At 54.6% G+C, this 23,661-nt stretch carries 38 protein-coding genes; 1 reads left to right on the forward strand and 37 read right to left on the reverse strand.

Annotated features, from left to right (window positions below; all coding sequences use genetic code 11):
• Positions 1-7: 7 nt before the first annotated feature.
• From rplO to fkpA, 33 genes are all read right to left on the reverse strand, one after another.
• Positions 8-442: a 50S ribosomal protein L15 gene (rplO, locus tag JS46_RS16045; protein ID WP_033752938.1), complete on the reverse strand. Its 435-nt coding sequence runs from the start codon at positions 440-442 to the stop codon at positions 8-10.
• Between the two features lie 3 nt (positions 443-445).
• Entirely contained in the window at positions 446-625 is a 180-nt protein-coding gene (rpmD, locus tag JS46_RS23885) for a 50S ribosomal protein L30 (RefSeq protein WP_021186404.1), read from the reverse strand.
• A 5-nt stretch (positions 626-630) separates the two neighbouring features.
• Positions 631-1,131, reverse strand: a complete 501-nt coding sequence (gene rpsE / locus JS46_RS16055; RefSeq protein ID WP_033752940.1) for a 30S ribosomal protein S5 — start codon at positions 1,129-1,131, stop codon at positions 631-633.
• A 14-nt stretch (positions 1,132-1,145) separates the two neighbouring features.
• Positions 1,146-1,499 (reverse strand): 50S ribosomal protein L18, encoded by a 354-nt coding sequence (gene rplR / locus JS46_RS23890; protein ID WP_033752941.1) that lies wholly within the window; start codon positions 1,497-1,499, stop codon positions 1,146-1,148.
• Positions 1,500-1,508: 9 nt separating this feature from the next.
• Entirely contained in the window at positions 1,509-2,042 is a 534-nt protein-coding gene (rplF, locus tag JS46_RS23895) for a 50S ribosomal protein L6 (protein WP_033752942.1), read from the reverse strand.
• Positions 2,043-2,054: 12 nt separating this feature from the next.
• Positions 2,055-2,447, reverse strand: coding sequence for a 30S ribosomal protein S8 (gene rpsH / locus JS46_RS23900; RefSeq protein ID WP_033752943.1), 393 nt, complete (start codon positions 2,445-2,447; stop codon positions 2,055-2,057).
• A gap of 33 nt (positions 2,448-2,480) precedes the next feature.
• On the reverse strand, positions 2,481-2,786 hold the full coding sequence (gene rpsN, locus JS46_RS23905) for a 30S ribosomal protein S14 (RefSeq protein ID WP_033752945.1): 306 nt from the start codon (positions 2,784-2,786) through the stop codon (positions 2,481-2,483).
• A 14-nt stretch (positions 2,787-2,800) separates the two neighbouring features.
• Entirely contained in the window at positions 2,801-3,340 is a 540-nt protein-coding gene (rplE, locus tag JS46_RS16080) for a 50S ribosomal protein L5 (RefSeq protein WP_033752947.1), read from the reverse strand.
• 14 nt (positions 3,341-3,354) lie between these two features.
• Positions 3,355-3,669, reverse strand: coding sequence for a 50S ribosomal protein L24 (gene rplX / locus JS46_RS16085; protein WP_003850150.1), 315 nt, complete (start codon positions 3,667-3,669; stop codon positions 3,355-3,357).
• 10 nt (positions 3,670-3,679) lie between these two features.
• Positions 3,680-4,051, reverse strand: a complete 372-nt coding sequence (rplN, locus tag JS46_RS16090) for a 50S ribosomal protein L14 (protein ID WP_006120590.1) — start codon at positions 4,049-4,051, stop codon at positions 3,680-3,682.
• Positions 4,052-4,302: 251 nt separating this feature from the next.
• Positions 4,303-5,655: an 8-oxoguanine deaminase gene (locus tag JS46_RS16095; RefSeq protein ID WP_033753520.1), complete on the reverse strand. Its 1,353-nt coding sequence runs from the start codon at positions 5,653-5,655 to the stop codon at positions 4,303-4,305.
• 317 nt (positions 5,656-5,972) lie between these two features.
• Positions 5,973-6,227: a 30S ribosomal protein S17 gene (gene rpsQ / locus JS46_RS16100; protein ID WP_033752951.1), complete on the reverse strand. Its 255-nt coding sequence runs from the start codon at positions 6,225-6,227 to the stop codon at positions 5,973-5,975.
• A complete protein-coding gene (gene rpmC / locus JS46_RS16105) occupies positions 6,227-6,418 on the reverse strand; it encodes a 50S ribosomal protein L29 (RefSeq protein ID WP_025902044.1) in 192 nt (63 codons plus the stop codon). Before rpmC ends, rpsQ begins: the two co-directional genes overlap by 1 nt.
• The gene (rplP, locus tag JS46_RS23910) at positions 6,418-6,828 is read right to left on the reverse strand and encodes a 50S ribosomal protein L16 (RefSeq protein WP_002438716.1); all 411 of its coding nucleotides are present in this window, start codon (positions 6,826-6,828) and stop codon (positions 6,418-6,420) included. Before rplP ends, rpmC begins: the two co-directional genes overlap by 1 nt.
• Before the next feature lie 12 nt (positions 6,829-6,840).
• Complete coding sequence (gene rpsC, locus JS46_RS23915; RefSeq protein ID WP_009087585.1) at positions 6,841-7,539, reverse strand: 30S ribosomal protein S3; 699 nt, start codon at positions 7,537-7,539, stop codon at positions 6,841-6,843.
• Between the two features lie 17 nt (positions 7,540-7,556).
• Positions 7,557-7,889 (reverse strand): 50S ribosomal protein L22, encoded by a 333-nt coding sequence (gene rplV, locus JS46_RS16120; protein WP_007891659.1) that lies wholly within the window; start codon positions 7,887-7,889, stop codon positions 7,557-7,559.
• Positions 7,890-7,902: 13 nt separating this feature from the next.
• Positions 7,903-8,181: a 30S ribosomal protein S19 gene (gene rpsS, locus JS46_RS16125; RefSeq protein WP_001138115.1), complete on the reverse strand. Its 279-nt coding sequence runs from the start codon at positions 8,179-8,181 to the stop codon at positions 7,903-7,905.
• A gap of 16 nt (positions 8,182-8,197) precedes the next feature.
• On the reverse strand, positions 8,198-9,019 hold the full coding sequence (gene rplB / locus JS46_RS16130) for a 50S ribosomal protein L2 (protein WP_033752967.1): 822 nt from the start codon (positions 9,017-9,019) through the stop codon (positions 8,198-8,200).
• Positions 9,020-9,036: 17 nt separating this feature from the next.
• Positions 9,037-9,339, reverse strand: coding sequence for a 50S ribosomal protein L23 (gene rplW / locus JS46_RS16135; RefSeq protein WP_033752969.1), 303 nt, complete (start codon positions 9,337-9,339; stop codon positions 9,037-9,039).
• Positions 9,336-9,941 (reverse strand): 50S ribosomal protein L4, encoded by a 606-nt coding sequence (gene rplD / locus JS46_RS16140; protein WP_033752971.1) that lies wholly within the window; start codon positions 9,939-9,941, stop codon positions 9,336-9,338. The genes rplW and rplD overlap by 4 nt, the downstream gene beginning before the upstream one ends.
• A 10-nt stretch (positions 9,942-9,951) precedes the next feature.
• Entirely contained in the window at positions 9,952-10,581 is a 630-nt protein-coding gene (rplC, locus tag JS46_RS16145) for a 50S ribosomal protein L3 (RefSeq protein WP_033752973.1), read from the reverse strand.
• Positions 10,582-10,613: 32 nt separating this feature from the next.
• On the reverse strand, positions 10,614-10,925 hold the full coding sequence (gene rpsJ, locus JS46_RS16150) for a 30S ribosomal protein S10 (protein ID WP_001181005.1): 312 nt from the start codon (positions 10,923-10,925) through the stop codon (positions 10,614-10,616).
• Between the two features lie 377 nt (positions 10,926-11,302).
• A complete protein-coding gene (bfr, locus tag JS46_RS16155; RefSeq protein WP_033752977.1) occupies positions 11,303-11,785 on the reverse strand; it encodes a bacterioferritin in 483 nt (160 codons plus the stop codon).
• 105 nt (positions 11,786-11,890) lie between these two features.
• Positions 11,891-12,085: a bacterioferritin-associated ferredoxin gene (bfd, locus tag JS46_RS16160; protein WP_033752979.1), complete on the reverse strand. Its 195-nt coding sequence runs from the start codon at positions 12,083-12,085 to the stop codon at positions 11,891-11,893.
• Positions 12,086-12,255: 170 nt separating this feature from the next.
• Complete coding sequence (gene tuf / locus JS46_RS16165) at positions 12,256-13,440, reverse strand: elongation factor Tu (RefSeq protein WP_033752981.1); 1,185 nt, start codon at positions 13,438-13,440, stop codon at positions 12,256-12,258.
• A gap of 70 nt (positions 13,441-13,510) precedes the next feature.
• Entirely contained in the window at positions 13,511-15,625 is a 2,115-nt protein-coding gene (gene fusA, locus JS46_RS16170) for an elongation factor G (RefSeq protein WP_033752983.1), read from the reverse strand.
• Positions 15,626-15,718: 93 nt separating this feature from the next.
• Positions 15,719-16,189: a 30S ribosomal protein S7 gene (rpsG, locus tag JS46_RS16175; protein WP_013510774.1), complete on the reverse strand. Its 471-nt coding sequence runs from the start codon at positions 16,187-16,189 to the stop codon at positions 15,719-15,721.
• A 96-nt stretch (positions 16,190-16,285) separates the two neighbouring features.
• Positions 16,286-16,660 (reverse strand): 30S ribosomal protein S12, encoded by a 375-nt coding sequence (gene rpsL / locus JS46_RS16180; RefSeq protein WP_003852912.1) that lies wholly within the window; start codon positions 16,658-16,660, stop codon positions 16,286-16,288.
• 123 nt (positions 16,661-16,783) lie between these two features.
• The gene (gene tusB / locus JS46_RS16185; protein ID WP_033752993.1) at positions 16,784-17,071 is read right to left on the reverse strand and encodes a sulfurtransferase complex subunit TusB; all 288 of its coding nucleotides are present in this window, start codon (positions 17,069-17,071) and stop codon (positions 16,784-16,786) included.
• Between the two features lie 9 nt (positions 17,072-17,080).
• Complete coding sequence (gene tusC, locus JS46_RS16190) at positions 17,081-17,440, reverse strand: sulfurtransferase complex subunit TusC (RefSeq protein ID WP_033752995.1); 360 nt, start codon at positions 17,438-17,440, stop codon at positions 17,081-17,083.
• The gene (tusD, locus tag JS46_RS16195) at positions 17,440-17,826 is read right to left on the reverse strand and encodes a sulfurtransferase complex subunit TusD (RefSeq protein WP_033752997.1); all 387 of its coding nucleotides are present in this window, start codon (positions 17,824-17,826) and stop codon (positions 17,440-17,442) included. The genes tusC and tusD overlap by 1 nt, the downstream gene beginning before the upstream one ends.
• Positions 17,826-18,548, reverse strand: a complete 723-nt coding sequence (locus tag JS46_RS16200) for a transcriptional regulator (RefSeq protein ID WP_033752999.1) — start codon at positions 18,546-18,548, stop codon at positions 17,826-17,828. The genes tusD and JS46_RS16200 overlap by 1 nt, the downstream gene beginning before the upstream one ends.
• Positions 18,549-18,713: 165 nt before the next feature.
• Entirely contained in the window at positions 18,714-19,541 is an 828-nt protein-coding gene (gene fkpA, locus JS46_RS16205) for an FKBP-type peptidyl-prolyl cis-trans isomerase (RefSeq protein ID WP_033753002.1), read from the reverse strand.
• Positions 19,542-19,821: 280 nt separating this feature from the next.
• On the opposite strand from fkpA, the gene JS46_RS16210 reads away from it, so the two are divergent.
• Positions 19,822-20,040 carry a SlyX family protein gene (locus tag JS46_RS16210; protein ID WP_033753004.1) on the forward strand — a complete coding sequence of 73 codons (219 nt, stop codon included), beginning with the start codon at positions 19,822-19,824 and terminating at the stop codon, positions 20,038-20,040.
• A gap of 183 nt (positions 20,041-20,223) precedes the next feature.
• Here the strand turns inward: JS46_RS16210 and slyD are convergent, their stop codons facing one another.
• The 4 genes from slyD to kefG form a co-directional block, all read right to left on the reverse strand.
• On the reverse strand, positions 20,224-20,787 hold the full coding sequence (gene slyD, locus JS46_RS16215) for a peptidylprolyl isomerase (RefSeq protein WP_033753006.1): 564 nt from the start codon (positions 20,785-20,787) through the stop codon (positions 20,224-20,226).
• Between the two features lie 192 nt (positions 20,788-20,979).
• Positions 20,980-21,174 (reverse strand): YheV family putative zinc ribbon protein, encoded by a 195-nt coding sequence (locus JS46_RS16220; protein ID WP_033753007.1) that lies wholly within the window; start codon positions 21,172-21,174, stop codon positions 20,980-20,982.
• Positions 21,175-21,194: 20 nt separating this feature from the next.
• Positions 21,195-23,000, reverse strand: coding sequence for a glutathione-regulated potassium-efflux system protein KefB (gene kefB, locus JS46_RS16225; RefSeq protein ID WP_033753009.1), 1,806 nt, complete (start codon positions 22,998-23,000; stop codon positions 21,195-21,197).
• Entirely contained in the window at positions 23,000-23,551 is a 552-nt protein-coding gene (gene kefG / locus JS46_RS16230; RefSeq protein WP_033753011.1) for a glutathione-regulated potassium-efflux system ancillary protein KefG, read from the reverse strand. Before kefG ends, kefB begins: the two co-directional genes overlap by 1 nt.
• Positions 23,552-23,661 lie beyond the last annotated feature (110 nt).

Raw genomic sequence — 23,661 nt, forward strand, 5'->3', positions numbered from 1 at the left:
CTGCTACTTATTCCTCGATTTTACCGCCAGCAGCTTCGATTGCAGCACGAGCACCTTTGGTGACACGCAGACCGCGAACCGTTACCGGTGCAGAAACTTCACCAGACAGAATCACTTTCGCGAATTCAATCTGAACACCGATAATGTTGGCTGCTTTCAGCGTGCTCAGGTCAACGATACCGCCTTCCACTTTCGCCAGATCAGACAGACGCACTTCTGCAGTCACGAATGATTTACGCGAGGTGAAGCCGAATTTCGGCAGACGACGGTACAGAGGCATCTGACCACCCTCGAAACCGCGACGTACGCCACCGCCAGAACGAGAGTTCTGACCTTTGTGACCACGACCACCGGTTTTGCCGAGGCCAGAACCGATACCACGACCCAGACGCTTAGAAGCGTGCTTGGAGCCTTCGGCCGGAGACAGAGTATTTAAACGCATCTGTTACTCCTCTACTTTCAGCATGTAAGAGATCGCGTTGACCATACCGCGTACTGCCGGCGTGTCTTCACGCTCAACGGTGTGGCCAATACGACGCAGACCCAGACCAACCAGAGTGGCTTTGTGCTTAGGCAGGCGGCCGATTGAGCTACGGGTTTGAGTGATTTTAATAGTCTTAGCCATCGTGATTACCCCAGAATTTCTTCAACGGATTTACCACGCTTGGCAGCGACCATTTCTGGAGAATTCATATTTTCCAGGCCGTCGATAGTTGCACGAACCACGTTGATCGGGTTGGTGGAACCATAGGCTTTAGCCAGAACGTTATGAACTCCAGCGACTTCCAGAACGGCGCGCATTGCACCACCGGCGATGATACCGGTACCTTCTGAAGCCGGCTGCATGAACACGCGAGAACCCGTGTGCGCACCTTTAACCGGGTGCTGCAGGGTGCCGTTGTTCAGCGCGACATTAATCATGTTGCGACGGGCTTTTTCCATCGCTTTCTGGATCGCTGCCGGAACTTCACGCGCTTTACCGTAACCAAAACCAACGCGGCCGTTACCATCACCCACTACAGTCAGTGCGGTGAAGGAAAAGATACGACCACCTTTCACAGTTTTAGAAACACGGTTTACCGCGATCAGTTTTTCCTGCAGTTCGCCAGCTTGTTTCTCGATGTGTGACATCCTAGACCTCTACCTTAGAACTGAAGGCCAGCTTCACGAGCAGCATCTGCCAGTGCCTGGACACGACCATGATATTGGAAACCGGAACGGTCGAAAGAAACATCTTTGATGCCTTTTTCGATAGCGCGCTCTGCAATAGCTTTACCTACTGCGGCAGCTGCATCTTTGTTGCCGGTGTACTTCAGTTGTTCAGAGATAGCTTTTTCTACAGTAGAAGCAGCAACCAGAACTTCGGAACCGTTCGGGGCGATCACCTGTGCGTAAATGTGACGCGGGGTACGATGTACCACCAGGCGAGTAGCACCCAGCTCTTTGAGCTTGCGACGTGCACGGGTCGCACGACGGATACGAGCAGATTTCTTATCCATAGTGTTACCTTACTTCTTCTTAGCCTCTTTGATACGCACGACTTCGTCGGCGTAACGGACACCCTTGCCTTTGTAAGGCTCAGGACGACGGTAGGCGCGCAAGTCAGCTGCAACCTGGCCGATCAGTTGTTTATCAGCGCCTTTCAGCACGATTTCAGTCTGAGTCGGACATTCTGCAGAGATACCCGCGGGCAGCTGATGATCAACCGGGTGAGAAAAACCCAGTGACAGGTTAACCACGTTGCCTTTGACGGCAGCACGATAACCAACACCAACCAGCTGCAGCTTCTTAGTGAAGCCTTCGGTAACACCGATAACCATGCCGTTCAGCAGCGCACGAGCGGTACCCGCCTGCGCCCAGCCGTTTGCAAAACCGTCGCGCGGAGCGAAGGTCAGTGCATTGTCAGCATGCTTAACTTCTACGGCATTATTGATAGTACGAGTCAGCTCGCCGTTTTTACCTTTAATCGAAATTACCTGACCGTCGAGTTTTACCTCTACGCCGGCAGGAACAACGACAGGTGCTTTAGCAACACGAGACATAGTTTCCTCCGATTACGCTACGTAGCAGATAATTTCGCCGCCAAGACCAGCCTGGCGTGCTGCACGATCAGTCATGACACCTTTAGAGGTAGAAATAACAGCAATACCTAATCCCGCCATAACTTTCGGCAGCTCATCTTTTTTCTTATAGATGCGCAGACCTGGGCGGCTGACACGCTGAATGCTTTCTACAACAGCTTTACCCTGGAAATACTTAAGAGTCAGTTCCAGTTCCGGCTTGATGTCGCCTTCGATTTTGAAATCTTCAATATAACCTTCTTCCTTCAGCACGTTGGCAATTGCCACTTTCAGCTTGGAGGAAGGCATGGTGACCGCAGCTTTGTTCGCGGCCTGACCGTTACGGATACGGGTCAGCATATCCGCGATCGGATCTTGCATGCTCATCTGTCTTTACTCCCGTGATTCAATTGGTGACAATTACCAGCTAGCCTTTTTCAGACCCGGGATTTCACCGCGCATAGCGGCTTCACGGACCTTGATACGGCTCAACCCGAACTTCCGCAGGAAACCGTGCGGACGACCTGTTTGACGGCAGCGGTTACGCTGACGAGACGGGCTGGAATCACGCGGCAGAGTCTGCAGCTTGAGAACAGCGTTCCAACGATCTTCGTCGGTTGCGTTCACATCAGAAATGATCGCTTTCAGTTCAGCGCGTTTTGCGAAGAATTTGTCTGCTAATTTCACACGCTTAACTTCGCGTGCTTTCATTGATTGCTTAGCCATTAAGTAACCCTACCTTACTTGCGGAACGGGAAGTCAAAGGCAGTCAGCAGAGCACGGCCTTCATCATCAGATTTCGCAGTAGTGGTAATGGTGATATCCAAACCACGAACGCGATCGACTTTGTCGTAGTCGATTTCTGGGAAGATGATCTGCTCACGAACGCCCATGCTGTAGTTGCCACGACCGTCGAAAGACTTCGCGGACAAACCACGGAAGTCGCGGATACGCGGTACAGCAATGGTGATCAGACGCTCAAAGAACTCCCACATGCGCTCGCCGCGCAGAGTTACTTTACAGCCGATCGGATAGCCCTGACGGATTTTGAAGCCTGCAACTGATTTGCGTGCTTTGGTGACCAGCGGTTTTTGACCGGAGATTGCTGCCAGGTCAGCTGCTGCGTTTTCCAGCAGTTTCTTGTCAGCGATCGCTTCACCAACACCCATGTTCAGGGTGATCTTCTCGACCCGAGGGACTTGCATGACAGAAGTGTAGCCAAACTCTGTCATGAGTTTCTGGACTACTTCGTCTTTGTAGTAATCATGCAGTTTCGCCATCGTACTACTCCAAATTACTTGATAGTTTCGCTGTTAGACTTGAAGAAACGGACTTTTTTGCCGTCTTCGAATCTAAAGCCTACACGGTCAGCCTTGCCGGTTGCCGCATTGAAAAGCGCAACGTTAGAAACCTGAATAGCGGCTTCTTTTTCAACGATGCCACCTGGTTGGTTCAGAGCCGGAACCGGCTTCTGGTGTTTCTTAACCAGGTTGATGCCTTCAACGATGACCTTGCCAGAAGACAGGACATTCTTAACTTTACCGCGCTTACCTTTATCTTTGCCGGTCAGCACGATAACTTCGTCGTTACGACGGATTTTCGCTGCCATTGTTCGCTCCTTAGAGTACTTCTGGTGCCAGAGAGATAATTTTCATGAACTTTTCAGTACGAAGTTCACGAGTTACCGGCCCAAAAATACGTGTTCCGATTGGCTGCTCGCTGTTATTGTTCAAAATAACGCATGCGTTACCATCGAAGCGAATGACAGAACCGTCCGGGCGACGAACACCCTTCCTGGTGCGCACCACTACCGCCTTCAGGACATCACCTTTTTTCACCTTACCACGCGGAATTGCTTCCTTGATGGTAACTTTGATGATATCGCCGACGCCTGCGTAGCGACGGTGCGAGCCACCCAGAACCTTGATACACATTACGCGACGTGCACCGGAGTTGTCGGCGACGTTCAGCATAGTCTGTTCTTGGATCATTTTAGTGCTCCGCTAATGTCAACTACTACTTCGGGACCCAAAATTCAGGTCGTTAGAAAGCCCCATATTTGAGGGCGCGGCATTATAACACCGGTTCTCACAGATGGGTAGAAAAAATGAACGGCTCAGCAATGGAGCCGCTTATTTTCCCTGATAACAGGGAGGGCGTATTCTAGGGAATAGTCTCAGCAGTAGCAAATGTAATCTGCCTTATTTTTCGACACTCGCCATTGTCTCCCTGTTTAGCGTCTTTAGGCCATCAGCTGCGCGGCCAGCTGATTATGACGATGCAGCACGTTCGGCAGGTCGATAACCGTCAATTCCCCGTTGCGCACCACCACTTTTCCATTAATAACGCTATAGGCCACCTGCCCCGGATTGCAGAAGACCAGCGCCGCAACCGGATCGTGCCCTGCCCCGGCCAGCCCCAGCCGGTTAAGATCGAAGACCGCCAGATCCGCCTGCATGCCGGGCGCAATGACGCCGATGTCATCGCGGTTCAGCACCTTTGCGCCGCCTCGCGTCGCCAGTTCCAGCGCCTGCCGCGCGCTCATCGCATCGGGGCCGAAGCCGACCCGCTGCAGCAGCATCGCCTGACGCGCTTCGCCGATCATGTCGGAACTGTCGTTAGAGGCGGAGCCGTCGACCCCGAGTCCGACGTTCACGCCCGCGTCGCACATATGCCGTATCGGCGCGATACCGGAGGCGAGACGCATATTGGAGCAGGGACAGTGCGCCACGCCGGTGCCGGTACGCGCAAACAGCGCGATACCGTGATCGTCAAGCTTCACGCAGTGCGCGTGCCAGACGTCGTGCCCTACCCAGCCGAGATCCTCGACATACTGCGCCGGCGTCATATTGAATTTCTCGCGGCTGTAGTGGATATCGCTGTCGTTCTCCGCAAGATGGGTATGCATAGAGACATTGTAGCGGCGAGCCAGTGACGCGGACTCCTTCATTAGCTCGCGGCTAACCGAGAAAGGCGAACAGGGCGCGACGACGATACGCAGCATGGCGCCGCTACGGCTGTCGTGATAGCGCTCGATAACGCGCTGGGTATCCTCGAGGATAGCGGCCTCTTTCTCTACCAGGCTATCCGGCGGCAGGCCGCCCTGCTTCTGACCGACGCTCATGCTGCCGCGGCTGGCGTGAAAGCGCATGCCCATCTCCGCTGCCGCCGCGATGCTGTCGTCGAGCCGGCAGCCGTTGGGATAGACGTAAAGATGATCGCTGGTTGTGGTGCAGCCGGAGAGCATCAGCTCGGCCATCGCCGTCTGCGTGGAGACATGTATCATTTCCGGCGTCAGCTTCTGCCAGATGGGATAGAGGTGCGTCAGCCAGTTGAACAGCTCGCCGTTTTGCACCGATGGCACGACGCGGGTGAGGCTTTGATACATATGATGATGCGTATTGATCAGGCCCGGCACCACGATGTGCCCGCGCAGGTCGATAATCTCGTCCGCGCTTTGCGGCAGCTCGTCCGCTGAACCGACCGCCTCAATTTTGTCGCCTTTTATGTAGATGCTGCCATTGCGAATCTCGCGGCGCGCATCATCCATACAGACGACCCTCTCAGCATTTCTTAATAACAGAGTCCGTTGCATCCCATTACCCTTCTGCTGCGGTGAGTGAAGGGTCGATAGTATCGCCTCTTTTTTCGCCAGGCCAACAGAAGGGATCGCCGCCAGCAGCGGCACGCTAAGCAGAGACCGACGAAGCCGGTCGGGGGATTCCTTTTTCACGCTACGCTTCCTTGTCCAAATGAGAAACAGAGTGCGGCGCCCTCGCCGCAGCACAAGCGTTAGCCATTATGAACAGGTCGGCAGGCGATAATTTAGCCATTATTGGGAATGGGGTGAATAACAGGCAAAAAAAAACCCTCTGCCGAGGCAGAGGGTTTCTTCAGAAAAAACAGTTCCTGTTACAGAACGGCTTTCTCGATGACGCGAACCAGAGTCCAGGATTTGGTCTTGGACAGCGGACGGGTTTCGCGGATTTCAACCACGTCACCAATACCGCATTCGTTGTTCTCGTCATGGATGTGCAGCTTAGTCGTACGCTTAATGAATTTACCGTAGATCGGGTGTTTCACGAAACGCTCGATAGCGACAACTGCAGATTTCTGCATTTTGTCACTAACAACACGACCTTGCAGAGTACGGATTTTATCGGTCATTACGCACCCGCCTTCTCAGTCAGTAAAGTCTTAACGCGTGCAACATCACGGCGAACCTGTTTCAGCAGATGGGTCTGCTGCAGTTGGCCAGATGCTGCCTGCATGCGCAGGTTAAATTGCTCACGCAGCAGATTAAGCAGCTCAGTGTTCAGCTCTTCAACGCTTTTTTCACGCAGCTCTGTTGCTTTCATTACATCACCGTCTTAGTAACAAAGGTGGTTTTGATAGGCAGTTTTGCTGCTGCCAGCTTGAAGGCTTCACGGGCCAGCTCTTCTGGTACGCCGTCCATTTCATACAGGACTTTACCAGGCTGAATCAGGGCAACCCAATACTCCACGTTACCCTTACCTTTACCCATACGCACTTCCAGCGGCTTCTCGGTGATCGGTTTGTCCGGGAATACACGGATCCAGATCTTACCTTGACGCTTAACTGCACGGGTCATAGCACGACGTGCTGCTTCGATCTGACGAGCAGTCAGACGACCACGGCCAACAGCTTTCAGACCGAAAGTACCGAAGCTAACATCCGTACCCTGCGCCAGACCGCGGTTGCGGCCTTTGTGCACTTTACGGAATTTTGTACGCTTTGGTTGTAACATCAGCGACTCTCCTTACTTACGGCCTTTACGCTGCTGCTTTTTAGGTTGAGCAGCCGGTTCCGGTTGTTCAACAGCAGCCATACCACCCAGGATCTCGCCTTTGAAGATCCATACCTTAACGCCGATTACACCATAAGTGGTGTGCGCTTCAGAGGTGTTGTAGTCAATGTCAGCACGCAGAGTGTGCAGCGGTACGCGACCTTCACGGTACCATTCGGTACGTGCGATCTCAGCGCCACCCAGACGGCCGCTAACTTCAACTTTGATACCTTTAGCGCCCAGACGCATGGCGTTCTGAACAGCACGCTTCATCGCACGACGGAACATCACGCGACGCTCCAGCTGTGAAGTGATGCTGTCAGCAACCAGTTTCGCGTCCAGTTCCGGCTTACGGACTTCGGCGATATTGATCTGTGCAGGTACGCCAGCGATGTTCGCGACGACCGTGCGCAGTTTCTCTACGTCTTCACCCTTTTTACCGATAACGATACCCGGGCGAGCGGTGTGAATGGTCACACGGATGCTCTTAGCCGGACGCTCGATAACGATGCGGGATACAGACGCTTTTGCCAGTTCTTTAGTCAGGAACTGACGAACTTTAAAATCGCTGTCCAGGTTGTCAGCGAATTCTTTGGTGTTCGCAAACCAGGTAGAGTTCCATGGTTTTACAATACCCAGGCGAATACCATTAGGATGTACTTTCTGACCCATTGCTAGTCTCCAGAGTCTCAGCGATCGGACACAACCACAGTAATGTGGCTGGTGCGCTTCAGGATGCGATCTGCACGACCTTTAGCACGCGGCATAATGCGCTTCATGCTCGGGCCTTCGTCTACGAAAATTTTCGCGACTTTCAGATCGTCGATATCAGCGCCATCGTTGTGTTCGGCGTTAGCAATGGCAGATTCCAGGACCTTCTTAACCAGTACAGCCGCTTTCTTGTTGGTGTAGGTCAGAATATCCAGAGCCTGCGACACTTTCTTACCGCGAATCAGGTCAGCAACAAGGCGAACCTTCTGAGCAGAAGAACGAGCATGGCGATGTTGAGCAATAGTTTCCATCTCTTCCTCCTACTTATTTCTTCTTGGCTTTCTTATCAGCAGCGTGGCCGCGATAAGTACGTGTCGGTGCAAATTCACCCAGCTTGTGGCCGACCATTTCGTCGGAAACAAAGACAGGAACGTGCTGACGACCATTATGGACAGCGATGGTCAAACCGATCATGTTAGGGAAGATCGTTGAACGACGGGACCAGGTGCGCAGGGGCTTCTTGTCTCCGCTTTCCACCGCTTTCTCTACCTTCTTCAGCAAGTGCAGGTCAATAAAAGGACCTTTCTTGAGAGAACGTGGCATGGCTTATCCTCTAAAATTATTTGCTACGGCGACGTACGATAAATTTATCAGTACGCTTGTTGCTACGGGTCTTCTTACCTTTGGTCTGAACGCCCCACGGAGTTACCGGGTGCTTACCAAAGTTACGACCTTCACCACCACCGTGCGGGTGATCTACTGGGTTCATCGCGGTACCGCGAACGGTCGGACGAACACCACGCCAACGAGTTGCACCAGCTTTACCCAGCACGCGCAGCATATGCTCAGCGTTGCCGACTTCGCCCAGGGTTGCGCGGCAATCAGCTTCGATTTTACGCATTTCGCCTGAACGCAGACGCAGGGTAACGTAGGAGCCTTCACGCGCAACGATCTGCACGTAAGCGCCAGCAGAGCGAGCGATCTGACCGCCTTTGCCCGGCTTCATTTCTACGTTGTGCACAGTAGAACCCACCGGGATGTTACGCATCGGCAGGGTGTTACCTGCTTTGATCGCAGCATCAACGCCAGACTGAATCTGGTCGCCGGCTTTCAGGCCTTTAGGGGCCAGGATATAACGGCGCTCGCCGTCTTTGTACAGAACCAGTGCGATGTTCGCAGAACGGTTCGGATCGTACTCAAGACGCTCAACAACTGCCGGGATACCGTCTTTGTTGCGTTTAAAGTCAACAATACGGTAAGCCTGCTTGTGACCACCACCGATATGACGGGTAGTGATACGACCATTGTTGTTACGACCACCGGATTTGCTGTTCTTTTCGATCAGCGGGGCAAAAGGTTTGCCCTTGTGCAGCTCAGGGTTTACCACTTTAACGACGTGGCGACGACCCGGAGATGTCGGTTTACATTTAACAACTGCCATTGTCTTTCTCCTCCGACTTACTCAGCGCCGCCGACGAAGTCCAGGTTCTGGCCTTCCTTCAGGGTGACGTAAGCTTTTTTCCAGTCGCTGCGACGACCGATACGCTGTCCGTGACGCTTAGTTTTCCCTTTAACAACCAGGGTATTCACGTCTTTAACTTCTACTTCGAACAGTTTTTCAACAGCAGCAACGATCTCTGCTTTGGTCGCGTCTTTAGCAACTTTGAGAACGATGGTGTTGGTTTTTTCCATCGCAGCAGACGCTTTTTCAGATACGTGCGGCGCGCGCAGTACTTTCAGCAGACGTTCTTCACGGATCATGCCAGCATCTCCTCAACTTGCTTAACTGCATCAGCAGTCATAACGACTTTGTCGAAGGCGATCAGGCTAACTGGGTCGATACCCGCTGCATCGCGCACGTCAACCTTGTACAGGTTGCGGGCAGCCAGGAACAGATTCTCATCCAGTTCACCGGTGATGATCAGCACGTCTTCCAGCGCCATGTCTTTCAGTTTCTGTACCAGCAGCTTGGTTTTCGGTGCTTCTACAGAGAACGTCTCGACAACGATCAGACGATCTTGACGTACCAGCTCGGACAGGATGCTTTTCAGCGCGCCGCGGTACATCTTTTTGTTAACTTTTTGACTGTGGTCCTGCGGACGCGCAGCGAAGGTCACGCCACCTGAACGCCAGATCGGGCTCTTTACAGAACCTGAACGCGCACGGCCGGTGCCTTTCTGGCGCCAGGGCTTTTTGCCCGAACCAGTTACTTCAGCACGCGTTTTCTGCGCGCGGGTACCCTGACGGGCGCCTGCAGCGTAAGCAACAACAACCTGGTGAACCAGCGCTTCGTTGAAATCACGACCGAAGGTAGTTTCGGAAACAGTCAGCGCGCTCTGCGCGTCTTTCAGTACTAATTCCATTGCTATCCCCTTACGCCTTCACAGCTGGTTTAACGATCAGGTCGCTGCCGGTCGCACCCGGGACAGCACCTTTCACCAGCAGCAGGTTGCGCTCAGCGTCAACACGTACCACATCCAGGCTCTGAACGGTTACGCGCTCATTACCCAGCTGACCTGCCATTTTCTTGCCCTTGAACACTTTGCCCGGAGTCTGGTTCTGACCGATAGAACCCGGAACGCGGTGAGAAAGGGAGTTACCGTGGGTAGCGTCCTGGGTACGGAAGTTCCAGCGCTTAACGGTACCTGCGAAACCTTTACCTTTAGAGGTACCGGTAACGTCTACTTTTTTAACGTCAGCGAAAATTTCAACACTGATGCTCTGGCCAACTGAGTACTCTTCACCTTCAACGGTGAGGAATTCCCACAGACCACGGCCGGCTTCAACGCCAGCTTTAGCAAAATGACCAGCTTCAGGTTTGGTCACACGGTTCGCTTTTTTCGCACCGGTGGTAACCTGGATTGCCTGGTAACCATCGTTCTCCAGGCCTTTGACCTGAGTAACGCGGTTTGCTTCAACTTCGATTACGGTTACTGGGATTGAAACGCCGTCTTCAGTGAAGACGCGGGTCATGCCCACTTTTTTACCGACTAAACCAATCATTGTATCAACCTCTCAATCGCTCGATGACCTGATTAACCCAGGCTGATCTGCACGTCTACACCGGCAGCCAGATCCAGACGCATCAGAGCATCAACGGTTTTTTCAGTTGGCTCAACGATGTCTACCAGACGCTTGTGAGTGCGGATTTCGTACTGATCGCGCGCATCTTTGTTAACGTGCGGAGAGATCAGAACGGTGAAGCGCTCTTTGCGAGTCGGCAGCGGGATCGGACCACGAACCTGCGCACCAGTGCGCTTGGCGGTCTCAACGATTTCCGCGGTTGATTGATCGATCAGACGATGATCAAACGCTTTAAGACGGATACGGATTCTTTGGTTCTGCATGAGACCAGAGCTCCAAACTTTTTATAGACGAAAAAAATTACTACTCGCACCCATTACGATTGATGGGAGAGTGTAATCGTTCAGCATATAACTCCACAATTGGGAGTATTGTCAGGCGACCTAACATGCTGCCGCCTGCGATTCTGCTCGAATCGCGCCTGCTAATATTGGCAAGCCCGCGCATTATACGTAAATCTGCTCAGGAAGCAACCCGTGTTCTGTTTTTAACCTTATTTTATAGCGGTATTATTGCGGCAGAACGTGGCGAAGCGGAGTAGAGACGGATGTGTGCATCAGAATTAAGTAAAAAGACACAAGCCCGCTCTCGCTATCTGGCGGCGAAAACGGGCTCTTTTAAGGTGTGCTTCACGGCTGCTCTACTCTTCGTCTCTTTCCCGGATTTGCGCCTGCAGGTAGTTCTGAATGCCCAGCTTGTTGATGAGATCGAGCTCGGTTTCAATCCAGTCGATATGGTGCTCTTCATCCGCGAGGATTTCGATCATCATGTCGCGGCTGACATAGTCATGCACCTTATCGGCGTAGGCAATAGCTTCGCGCAGGTCTTTCGCCCCTTCCAGCTCCAGCTGAAGATCCGAGCGCAGCATCTCCTCCACATCTTCGCCAATCCGCAGCCGGCCTAAATCCTGCAGGTTGGGAATCCCCTCCAGAAACAGAATGCGCTCGATATATTTATCAGCGTGCTTCATCTCGTCGATGGATTCATGGTACTCCGTGTCGTTGAGGCGCATCAGACCCCAGTTTTTAAACATCCGCGCATGAAGAAAGTACTGGTTGATGGCAACCAGTTCATTTCCCAGCAATTTATTGAGATGGCTTATGATTTTAATGTCGCCCTTCATTTTGCTTCCTCCGCTTCCAGTTAAATTAGAGCGTAGATGCGGATAAAAAGAAGTCAAAAAAACGCGACAAAATTTGTGGGTATTAAGGCCAGCGCGTAGGGAGGATTAGGCGATCTCTTTATAGAGCGGCACGTTTTGCAGTTCGTCTTCCATGATTTCTCGCGCTACGCGAATGCACTTGCCGCACTGCTTTCCGACCGGAACAAGCTGGCGCAGCTGCTGGATAGATTTAGGCTGATAGCGGCGAACCGCCTCGCGAAGGGTTTTGTCACTGACGGCGTTACACAAACAGACGTACATTTACTGCTCACCTCGATCGTTTTATGATCAAAGATTAAATGAGAATCGTTTTTATTTCAAACCTAAGATTAGTGTGGATAAGGTGGCCTGAGCAGGTTTCAGACATAAAAAAAGAGCACCGAAGTGCTCTTTTCTGCTCTGGTGGCCCGAAGGCCACCTGGCTAACGCAATTAAGCGATAACTTCAGCAACAACGCCCGCACCAACGGTACGGCCGCCTTCGCGGATTGCGAAGCGCAGACCCTGGTCCATCGCGATCGGATGGATCAGAGTAACGGTCATTTTGATGTTGTCGCCTGGCATTACCATCTCAACGCCTTCCGGCAGTTCGATGTTGCCAGTCACGTCAGTAGTACGGAAGTAGAACTGCGGACGGTAGCCTTTGAAGAACGGAGTGTGACGACCGCCTTCTTCTTTGGACAGAACGTAAACTTCTGACACGAAAGTGGTGTGCGGCTTGATTGAGCCCGGCTTAGCCAGAACCTGGCCACGCTCGATCTCTTCACGCTTGATACCACGCAGCAGAACGCCGACGTTCTCACCAGCCTGACCCTGATCCAGCAGTTTGCGGAACATTTCAACGCCGGTACAGGTTGATTTCGCGGTGTCTTTGATGCCCACGATTTCAACTTCGTCGCCGACTTTCACGATGCCGCGCTCAACACGACCGGTAACAACGGTACCACGGCCAGAGATTGAGAATACGTCTTCGATCGGCAGCAGGAACGGCAGATCGATTGCGCGAACCGGATCCGGGATGTAGGTATCCAGGTGGCCAGCCAGCTCAACGATCTTCGCTTCCCACTCAGCGTCGCCTTCCAGCGCTTTCAGCGCGGAACCGCGAACGATCGGGGTGTCGTCGCCCGGGAAGTCGTACTGTGACAGCAGGTCACGGACTTCCATCTCAACCAGTTCCAGCAGCTCTTCGTCATCAACCATGTCGCACTTGTTCAGGAACACGATGATGTACGGAACGCCAACCTGACGACCCAGCAGGATGTGCTCACGGGTCTGCGGCATCGGGCCGTCAGTCGCAGCAACAACCAGGATAGCGCCGTCCATCTGCGCCGCACCGGTGATCATGTTTTTCACATAGTCGGCGTGGCCCGGGCAGTCAACGTGCGCGTAGTGGCGAGACGGGGTTTCATACTCAACGTGAGAGGTGTTGATGGTGATACCACGTGCTTTCTCTTCCGGCGCGTTATCGATCTGGTCGAATGCGCGAGCCTGGCCGCCGTAGGTTTTAGCCAGAACGGTGGTGATTGCTGCAGTCAGAGTGGTTTTACCGTGGTCAACGTGACCGATGGTGCCCACGTTTACGTGCAGTTTGTTACGTTGAAATTGCTCTTTCGCCATGGCGATAATCCTTACTGTTATGCCTTCATCATTGATGAAGGCATCTGTTCACAATTTTTAAACCGTAGCCTTATTTGCTACGAGCTTCAATAACGGCCTGAGCGACGTTGTTCGGCGCATCATCGTACTTCAGGAACTCCATGGAGTAAGAAGCACGGCCTTTAGTCAGAGAACGCAACTGCGTCGCGTATCCGAACATTTCAGACAGCGGAACTTCAGCGTGAATCTGAACGCCGGTAGCGTTAGATTCCTGCCCTTTCAGCATACCACGACGACGGCTAAGGTCACCGATGACGTCACCGGTGTTCTCTTCCGGAGTCTCTACTTCAACCTTCATGATCGGCTCAAGCAGTACCGGCTGTGCTTTCTTAAAGCCATCTTTGAAGGCGATAGAAGCGGCCAGTTTAAACGCCAGCTCTGAGGAGTCCACGTCATGGTAAGAACCGAAGTGCAGACGCACGCCCAGATCAACAACCGGATAACCTGCCAGCGGGCCAGATTTCAGCTGTTCCTGGATGCCTTTGTCAACCGCAGGGATGTATTCGCCAGGAATCACACCACCTTTGATATCGTTGACAAATTCGTAGCCTTTCGGGTTTGAACCCGGCTCCAGCGGGTACATGTCGATAACAACATGACCATACTGACCGCGACCACCAGACTGCTTGGCGTGTTTACCTTCGATGTCGGTAACTTTAGAGCGAATCGCTTCGCGGTAAGCAACCTGCGGTTTGCCCACGTTCGCTTCAACGTTGAATTCGCGCTTCATGCGGTCAACGATGATGTCGAGGTGCAGCTCACCCATACCGGCGATGATGGTCTGGTTAGACTCTTCGTCAGTCCATACGCGGAATGACGGGTCTTCTTTAGCCAGACGGCCCAGAGCCAGACCCATTTTTTCCTGGTCAGCTTTGGTTTTCGGCTCAACGGCGATAGAGATTACCGGCTCCGGGAACTCCATGCGTTCCAGGATAATCGGGTTGCTCGGGTCACACAGGGTGTCACCGGTGATCACGTCTTTCAGACCGATCGCAGCCGCGATGTCGCCCGCGCGAACTTCGCTGATCTCTTCACGTTTGTTGGCGTGCATCTGTACGATACGGCCGAAACGCTCACGTGCGGATTTCACGGAGTTCAGTACGGTGTCACCTGAGTTAACCACGCCAGAGTAGACGCGGAAGAAGGTCAGGTTGCCCACGAACGGGTCGTTGGCGATTTTGAACGCCAGCGCAGAGAACGGCTCGCTGTCGTCAGCGTGACGCTCAGCAGGCGTGTCTTTACCGTCGTCCAGCATACCGTTGATCGCAGGAACGTCAGTCGGTGCCGGCAGGTATTCAACCACGGCATCCAGCATTGCCTGAACACCTTTGTTCTTGAACGCAGAACCACAGGTAACCAGGATGATTTCGTTGCGCAGTACGCGCTGACGCAGAGCGGTTTTGATCTCTTCTTCGCTCAGCTCTTCGCCGCTGAAGAATTTCTCCATCAGCTCTTCAGAAGCTTCTGCTGCCGCTTCGATCAGCTTGCCGCGCCACTCTTCAGCCAGTTCCTGCATGTCGGCCGGGATATCTTCGTAAACGAAGGTAACGCCCTGGTCGGCATCGTTCCAGTTGATGGCTTTCATTTTGATCAGGTCAACAACGCCGGTGAAGTTCTCTTCAGCGCCGATAGCCAGCTGCAGCGGAACCGGAGTCGCGCCCAGACGGGATTCGATCTGACCAACAACTTTCAGGAAGTTCGCGCCCATACGGTCCATTTTGTTAACGAACGCAATACGCGGAACTTTGTATTTGTTTGCCTGACGCCATACGGTCTCAGACTGCGGCTGCACGCCACCTACAGCACAGTAAACCATTACTGCGCCATCGAGCACACGCATTGAACGTTCTACTTCGATGGTGAAGTCAACGTGTCCAGGGGTGTCGATGATGTTGATACGGTGCGGCTCAAACTGCTTAGCCATACCGGACCAGAATGCGGTGGTCGCTGCAGACGTGATGGTGATACCACGCTCCTGCTCCTGCGCCATCCAGTCCATGGTCGCTGCGCCATCGTGTACTTCACCGATTTTGTGGTTAACACCGGTGTAGAACAGGATGCGCTCGGTCGTCGTGGTTTTACCGGCGTCGATGTGTGCGCTGATACCAATGTTACGGTAGCGCGCAATGGGTGTTGTACGAGCCATTTGATTCCTCTGATTCTCGGACGTTCAAAATTAGTCGAACCCAGCGGGTTAGCATTTTGCACGCCCGCTGGTTTAACAACAACTACGTGGCGATTACCAGCGGTAGTGAGCGAACGCCTTGTTGGCTTCTGCCATGCGGTGAACGTCTTCACGTTTCTTAACTGCAGTACCTTTGTTTTCTGCAGCGTCAGAAAGTTCGTTCGCCAGGCGGAGAGCCATAGATTTATCACCGCGTTTACGAGCAGCTTCTACGATCCAACGCATTGCCAGGGCATTACGACGAACCGGACGGACTTCTACTGGTACCTGATAGGTAGAACCACCAACGCGACGTGACTTAACTTCGACAGTCGGACGTACGTTTTCGAGGGCTACTTCAAAGGCTTCCAGCTCGTTTTTACCAGAACGCTGAGCCAGGGTCTCAAGCGCAGTATAAACGATTGATTCAGCAGTAGATTTTTTACCATCTACCATCAGGATATTTACAAATTTGGCCAGCAGCTCTGATCCGAACTTAGGATCCGGCAGGATTTTACGCTGACCAATGACGCGACGACGTGGCATGGAAATACTCCGTTGTTAATTCAGGATTGTCCAAAACTCTACGAGTTTAGTTTGACATTTAAGTTAAAACGTTTGGCCTTACTTAACGGAGAACCATTAAGCCTTTGGCTTCTTCACGCCGTACTTGGAGCGAGCCTGCTTACGGTCTTTAACACCTGAGCAGTCCAGCGCGCCACGAACGGTGTGGTAACGCACACCTGGCAGGTCTTTAACACGACCGCCACGGATCAGGATCACGGAGTGTTCCTGCAGGTTATGACCTTCACCGCCGATATAGGAGGTAACTTCAAAACCGTTAGTCAGACGAACACGGCAAACTTTACGCAGTGCGGAGTTCGGTTTTTTCGGAGTGGTGGTGTACACACGGGTACAAACACCACGTTTTTGCGGGCAAGCTTCCAGCGCAGGCACGTTGCTCTTTGCAACTTTGCGTACGCGTGGTTTGCGAACCAGCTGGTTAACTGTTGCCATTAAATAGCTCCTGGATTTGCTTTTGCTTCGTAAACACGTAATAAATCGCCCCGTATAACTACGAGGACGCAGAATTTTAGGGCTGAGCCCATAGGGTGTCAAGAAATAACCAGGCTTTAGGCATTACCAGGTCATTTGCTGCCGATGTTTTTCAGTGAGCGCGACGAAACCAGTATAGTCTACCGGCCTTATTTTGGCTGAAATTTGACCAGCAAGGCCGCGCGCGATCACGTCTTCCGTCAGCACCCACAGCGTTGCGGGCGACGTCAGCAAGCGGCTCAACGCGCTGCTGCCTTCCAGCGCGCCCAGCACGCCATCCTGCAGCAGCAGCAAATCGTCCTCTGCCGTCAGCAAGAGCAGCAGCGTGTCGAGGTCGCTGTAATAAGGTGAATGCATTAAGGTGTGCAGCATAGCGCGCTCTTAAAAGGTGATGATGCGATCGTAGGTCGCCAGCTGCTGCCGCAGCGCCGCCGCATCCAGAATGCCGACATCCATTACGCGCGCGCCCTCTTCCGCCAGGCCGCGTTCGCGCAGCGCTTCGCGGCTGATATAGCACTGCTCGATATCATACAGCGCCAGCACGCCAAACGTGGCGGCATGATTGCGCGCGAGGATCTTCTCCGGCTGCTGGTCAGGCATAAGCTGCAGAACGCCGTCGCCGATAAAGAACAGCCCTATCGACTCGCTTAGCGCGCCGGTGGCCAGCGCGGCGTCGAGTCCCTCACGGCCAGCGCTGCTGCCGTGCGGCGCGCGGGTAAACACAAAAGCGACGCGGTTCATTAAAACTGCACCAGGCGATCGCAGCCGAGCGCGGCTTCCGCCAGCGCGCCCAGCCCGCTGAGTTCAAATCCCGGCTGCAGATTGCTGCCCGCCAGCTGCAGCCGCTCCGCCTCCTGCGCGTCGGTGACGCCGCGACGCAGCGCGGCAGCCACGCAGATATTCAGCGCCACGCCCTGTTCCTGATGCAGCTCCAGCCAGGCGCGCACGATATCCGCTTCATCGCTGGCCGGCGCGGTGAGCTCGTTGGCGTTCAGCACGCCCTCGCGATAGAAAAAAACGCTCTGCAGCTGATGACCTGCGGCCAGCAGCGCGCGGGCGAACAGCAAGGCGCTGCTCGCCTGCTGCGTGCCGTAGGCCGGACCGGTCACCAGCAGGGTGTAACGCATTAGCGCTCCTGCCCCTGGAAATCGCCGTTCTTGAACTGGCGAATATAGAGATAGACGGTGTGCTTAGAGATATTGAGGCGATCCGCGACCTGGTTGATAGCGTCTTTGATATCGAAGATGCCTTTCTCATAGAGATTCAGCACGATCTGACGATTCTTGGCGTTATTAGAAACATTGCGATCGGCACTCACCTCTTCGATGGTGAACTCCAGCGTCTGCGTCACCAGATCTTCCACCGAGCTGGCGAAATTCACGTTCGAATCGACCTGGTGCATCTCCGGCGGCATAAAGGTCGACATAATCTGCGAGAACGGCACATCGAGGTTCATGTTGATGCACAACAGCCCAATGACGCGCTGCTGCCGGTTGCGTATCGCGATGGTGACCGACTTCATCAGCACGCCGCTTTTGGCGCGGGTGAAATAGGCGCGAGAAACGTTGCTGTCTGCGCCGTGCATATCATGCAGCATGCGCAGCGCCAGATCGGTAATCGGCGAGCCCACTTTACGGCCGGTATGCTCGCCGTTGGCGATGCGTACCGCCGAACACTTCAGATCTTCCAGCGAATGCAGCACGATTTCGCAGTGCGAACCAATCAGCATCGCCAGGCCATCGACTACCGCCTCATAGGATCGGAGGATATCGTAGTCCGTCTGCTCGAAGGGACGCTGCTCCAGTAAATCGAAGTCGCTCAGTTCGCCGGGATTGAATGGATTTGACATCGAAGACATTACCCTAAATGGCTGGAGCCTGTCTCAGCGCAGCGGGCAGACTCTTTTTATTGGGAAAGTTATGCAGAGGATAGTCTGGCAAATGTCGCACGCTTATGCCAGAGCTTTGTCGCAGGCTGGAAATGAAACCGCCGCCCGAAGGCGGCGGCAGACAGATTATTGAGATTTCTTCGCGTCGGCGGCTGGCGCCTGCGCTTTCTCGTCTGCTTTAGGCGCCGGCTTGATGTCGAGCAGTTCAACATCGAACACCAGCGTCGAGTTGGCCGGAATGCCCGGCACGCCGTTTTTGCCGTAGGCGAGCTGCGGCGGGATTACCAGCTTGATTTTACCGCCTTTCTTCACGTGCTTCAGACCTTCGGTCCAGCCCGGAATCACGCCGTCGAGACGGAAAGAGAGCGGTTCACCACGCGTATAGGAGTTGTCGAACTCGGTGCCGTCGATCAGGGTGCCTTTGTAGTTCACGACAACGGTATCGCTGTCTTTCGGCGCGTCACCGCTGCCTTCTTTCTCTACTTTATACAGCAGGCCGGATTCGGTTTTCTTCACGCCGCTCTCTTTAGCGAACTTGTCGGCGAAAGCGGTGCCTTTATCGGCGTTCTCTTTCGCGTCTTTTTCCATCTTCGCCTGCGCGGCGCCTTTCACGCGGCCTTCAAAGGCCTGCAGGGTCTGCTCGATCTCTTGATCGGAGAGTTTGCTCTTGCCGCCGAACGCATCCTGAACGCCCGCGATCAGCTGATCTTTGTCCAGCTTGATGCCCAGTTTCTCCTGTTCCTTCAGGGAGTTGTCCATGTAGCGACCCAGTGAGGCGCCAAGAGCGTAAGCTGATTGCTGGTCTTCATTTTTGAAGGCCGCATTTTTCGGCGCCTGCGGTGCCGCATCGCTCGCAGCAGGCGCTGCGGTCGTTTCGGCTGCCATTGCCAGCGGCGCGTTCAGCGCGATGGCCATGGTGGTGGCTAACATTGTGACTTTAAACAGTGATTTCATCCTTTCTCCAAAACCGAAGCGTCTCACCTCGGGAATTATTGCGGACTAAAGCTCCACACTATAACTGTACGCGGCAGCGGCGAACACTCCCGCAGCGTAATTACCCGGTTCTCCTCCGACCTTTTTTGCATCAGGAAGTTTCATCAGAGATGATGCTGCAAAAGGCGTTATTCAACCCTTCACAGGCGAGGCGGCAAAGAAATCGGGTGATTCCTACAGGAGAAGCCGTAGAATCAGCGCCTGATGCGAGATTCGCAGCGTCATACTATAAGGAGAGGTCATGCAACAATCAGAGTGGGAACAACGGCTTGAAGCGCTGGAAAGCAAGCTGGCCTTCCAGGAGCTGACCATCGATCAGCTTAATCAGACGGTGGTGCAGCATGAGCTGGAAATGGCGAAAATGCGCGAGCAGCAGCGCCTGCTGCTGGATAAGCTGAAAGCGGCCGCGCCGTCGATGGTGGCGTCGCAGTCGGAAGAGACGCCGCCTCCGCATTATTGATCTGTCCAGAATGGCTGCGCAGCAGCGATGTCGCGTTGCTGCGTCAGCCGGAGATGCTCACATACCTCGGTATGCTCCGCTCTCCCGCTTCCTGGCGCCTTGCCTCGCCGCTTACTCGCGCATTTTTCGATCGCAAAGGCAAAAAAAAGCCACCTCGAAGGTGGCCTTTGAAATCTGGGTGGCTTAGTGGTTGCAGCCGCAACCGCCGTGGCTGCCGCAGCCGCCGTTGCCGTGATCGTGACCATGGTCATGATCGTGGTCATGGTCGTGGTCGTGACCGTGCTCGCCGTGAACGTGGCCGTGCGCCAGCTCTTCCGGGGTCGCTTCGCGGATCGCGACGACTTCCACGTTGAAGTTCAGGTTCTGACCCGCCAGCATGTGGTTGCCGTCAACCACAACGTGCTCGTCTTCCACTTCGGTGATTTCGACCGGAACCGGGCCCTGATCGGTTTCCGCCAGGAAGCGCATGCCAACCTGCAGTTCGTCAACGCCCATAAAGACGTCTTTAGGTACGCGCTGCACCAGGTTGTCGTCGTACTGGCCGTATGCATCGTTAGCCGGAATATGCACGTCAAACTTGTCGCCGACATCGTGATTTTCCAGCGCTTTTTCCAGACCAGAAATCAGGGAACCATGACCGTGCAGATAGTCTAACGGCGCACTTACCGGCGACTCGTCAACCAACACACCATCTTCTGTACGTACCTGATAGGCCAGGCTCACCACCAGGTCTTTTGCTACTTTCATGATATCTCCTAACCGTTGAGAACTAAGATCCCGTCTCATTGGTCTATTCTTACGTGCAATAACACCAACCAGAAAGGTTCGGGGCTGAGATCGCTCTTGCGCGATGCGATTAACCTCAGCGTTAGTGGCGCCGATTGTATCGGAATTCAATCCCGCTGTAAGTTTAAGCGTAAAAAAAGCTGCGCCATTTCGCTACTCGGGATGGAAAATACCGATCACTTGCTCCTGGCTGCGAACCTGATCGCGAACCTGCTTATCCGCCTCGCGCATCTGGTGTCCGCACTTTACGCACTCCACAACGTCAACGTTGTTTTCTCGCCACATCGCCAGCGTGTCTTTTTCCTGACAGTGCGGGCAAACCGCACCGGCAATAAATCTTTTACGCATAGTAGTTAACCTGTTTGCTGTTACTGATCTTCGTCCCAGTCATCTATCTGCCGTCTCTCATGCTGCATCTCGCGCTGGAAAATATCCTCCAGCTCGCGCCGCGCCTCGCGTACGCGGGAGATCTGGGCGTTGTCCGTGTGGTTCGGCATCAGCTCGCGCAGCATGCGCATATCGAGACGGCGGAAGTGCAGCTGCGCGCGCTGCGCCTGGTGTGGATGCATGCCGACCGAAATCAGCGCCTTGCGTCCCAGTTCCAGCGCGCTAGAGAAGGTTTCACGCGAGAACTGCGTGACGCCCGCCAGCAGCAGCTCGTGCGCCTCGACGCGTCCGCGCGCCCGCGCCACGATCTCCAGCTGCGGGAAATGCTGCTGACAGAGATGCACGATCGCCATGGTATCTTCCGGCTCGTTGCAGGTGATGACGATCGACTGCGCGCTGGCCGCGCCGGCGGCGCGCAGCAGCTCCAGCTCAGTGGCATCGCCATAGTAAACCTTGTAGCCGTACTTGCGCATCAGGCTGACCGCGCTGATGTCGCGCTCCAGTACCGTGATCCTTTTATTATTGGCCATCAGCAGACGGCCCACCACCTGCCCCATTCGGCCGAAGCCCACCACGATTACCTGCGGCTGGTCATCCTCCACGAACGGCTTTTCGCCATCTTCGTCCACTTCATTGAAGCGCCGCGCCAGCAGCTTATCGATCGCCTGCATCAGCAGCGGCGTGGTCATCATCGACAGCGTGACCGTCACCAGCAGCAGCGGCAGCTGATCGCCGGCGAACAGGCGCGCCGACGAGGCGGCGGAAAAGAGCACAAAGGCGAATTCGCCGCCCTGGCTCAGCACGCCGGCGAACTGCTGACGCTCGGAGCTGCGCAGACCGTAGACCCGCGCCAGCACATAGAGCACCAGCGTCTTCACCGTGACCAGAATCAGCACGCCGAGCAGGATCTCCAGAATATGGGTATAGAGCACGCCGAGGTTAAGCGCCATGCCGACAGAGATAAAGAACAGCCCGAGCAGCAGTCCCTTAAAGGGATCGATGGCGACTTCCAGTTCGTGGCGATACTCGCTTTCCGCCAGCAGAATGCCGGCGATAAAGGTGCCCAGCGCCATCGACAGCCCGAGGGCGTCCATAAACAGCGCCGAGCCCAGTACCAGCAGCAGCGCGGCGGCGGTAAAGACCTCGCGCACGCCGGAGGCGGCGATAAAGCGGAAAATCGGCCGCAGCAGGTAGCGTCCGCCCACCAGCATGCCGGCGAAGGCCAGCACCTTCATGCCGATCTTCATCCAGTCGATATTGCCGCTGTCGCTGCCCGCCAGCAGCGGCACCAGCGCCAGCGCCGGAATCACCGCCAGGTCCTGGAACAGCAGCACTGAAAAGCCGAGCTGCCCCGCCTCGCTGCGGTTCATGCCTTTGTCGCGCATCAGCTGCAGCGCCATCGCGGTCGAGGACATAGCGAGGCCGATGCCGCCAATCACCGCGGCCTGCCAGCTAAAGTCGCTCAGCCACAGCAGCGCGCCGAGGATGCCAGCGGAGATCAGCACCTGCGCCGCGCCGACGCCGAAAATCGAACGCCGCAGCGCCCAGAGCTTCGACGGATTCAGCTCCAGCCCGATGATAAACATCAGGAACACCACGCCCAGCTCCGAGAAATGCAGGATCTCCTCGACGTCGCTGATAAAGCCCAGCCCCCAGGGGCCAATAGCGATGCCGGCCACCAGGTAGCCCAGCACCGCGCCAATGCCGAGACGCGCGGCGATGGGCACGATCAGCACCGCCGCCACCAGATAGATCACGCCTGCAGTCAGCAGCGTTTGTCCTTCCATCAGAGACCTCCATTGGGCAGCGGCGCGGCCAGCCATTCGCCATAGGCGCGCGCGAAATGGCCCATCACCTCTTTTGGCTGGCGACGCGCCCAGTAAAGGATCATCGGCGTCATCCAGTGCATGCGGCACATCTGCGCGGTGAGTTCGAACGGGCGCATAATGTCCGACATGGAATAGCGGTTGAGGCCGCTCTGCTGATAGGCCGCCTCCGGCTCGCCGGTGGTGATCACGCTGCGCCAGTATTTGCCTTCCAGCGCGTTGCCGTCGACGCCGTTGGCGAAGCCGCGCGACAGCACGCGATCCAGCCACTCTTTCAGCAGCGCGGGGCAGCTATAGGTATAGAGCGGATGCTGGAAAACGATCACCTGATGTTCGCGCAGCAGCTGCTGTTCATAGTGAATATCGATAAAAAAATCAGGATAGTGCGCGTACAGATCGTGTACGGTGACGTTCTCCTGTTGCTGGGCCGACTGCAGCAGGACCCGATTCGCTATCGACTCCTGCGTTTCCGGATGGGCGTAAAGCAGCAAAACTTTTGCTGGCTGCGACATAGTTATCCTCTTCCAAAGCGTCGTCATAGCGGCGCTTTTCCGCTACCATGCACGACGCGACACCCTCTAATTATGTGGTGGGTAAATTAACATATTCTGACGATACGGCG

The organism is Pantoea sp. NGS-ED-1003, from assembly GCF_000738765.1.
Lineage (GTDB): Bacteria > Pseudomonadota > Gammaproteobacteria > Enterobacterales > Enterobacteriaceae > Pantoea > Pantoea septica.